Here is a 1,002-nt window from a genome sequence, read left to right as displayed (position 1 = left end):
CTGAAGGTTGATGTTGGAACCTATCCGATTGACCCTGCACTGGAACTTCTTCGCGAGCTCGTCGATCACGGCGCGCATCCTGCACTCGTTCGCGAGGCCCTCGAATTCAATACGGCCGGAAAGGTAAACGATGGACTGGACAGCCTCTCTTCTGGCGCTCTTGGCACTGCCACTTCTCGCAGTCTTAGTTGACGCTGTCGGGGCGGCCCGCAGCAGCCGCTTCGGAACGGCGGTCCGGGAAGCCGGCAGTGAGTCGCTTCAGGGTTTGTCATTCGACGTGCTGGTTCCCATCTATGGCGATATCCGCTATTTGACAAACGTCGACTTTCTCCACAGCTACGGCTCCCAGGTCATCCGCTGTACGACATCCGGTGAGTCCGACGGCTTCAGGCAGTCGCTCGACCAAATTGCGACGACTCATGGTTTCCGGGTATTCCTCAGCGATTACGTTGCGCCTTCTGTCGGAACTGGTCGCCGAACTGGCGGTACAGTCCGTGACCGAGTCATTCGGGACGCACTGGAATCTGCCGTTGACGCTGAATACGTCGTATGTCTGGATGCGGACACGACGTCGGTCCGCCCGCTGTCAGAGCTGGTGGGAGAGCTTCGGAGGCGGGGTGACGATGTCGCCTCCATTGAACTGGTGCCGCAGGCGGAGGGTCCCGCCTTGGTCCAGTTGCAGCGGCATGAGTACCGCCTGGCCATGCGCCTCAGGTTCGTCATGCCGTGGCTTCTGAGCGGGGCATGCCACGCAGGAACAACATCCGCAATGCGTGCCATCATGGCGCAGCATTCACTCTTCTTCCAGGGGAATGATGTTGAGACAGGACTGCTCGGTGAGCGCCTTGGATACCGTATGACACACATTCCGTTCGCCGTGAACACGGAGGTACCAGCGACGCTGCGGGCCTGGTGGCGGCAGCGCCTGGCCTGGGCGGGCGGGGAATTCCGCTTGTATATTGTGAATATCCGCTTCTGCTTTTGGCATCCGTTCTTCTGGAC

General features: G+C 59.9%; 1 protein-coding gene and 1 pseudogene. Both read left to right on the top strand.

Annotation, left to right across the window (positions count from 1 at the left end):
* A pseudogene (locus LQV45_RS35555) lies at positions 1-192 on the top strand (capsule biosynthesis protein CapD); the annotation flags it as partial.
* An 85-nt stretch (positions 193-277) separates the two neighbouring features.
* On the top strand, positions 278-1,002 hold a 725-nt coding region (locus LQV45_RS35550), incomplete at its 3' end, for a glycosyltransferase family 2 protein (RefSeq protein WP_230012764.1).

This window comes from Microbacterium sp. Bi128, assembly GCF_918698205.1.
Note: the sequence above shows the minus strand (reverse complement) of the source record. Positions and strands in the feature narration are given on the sequence as shown.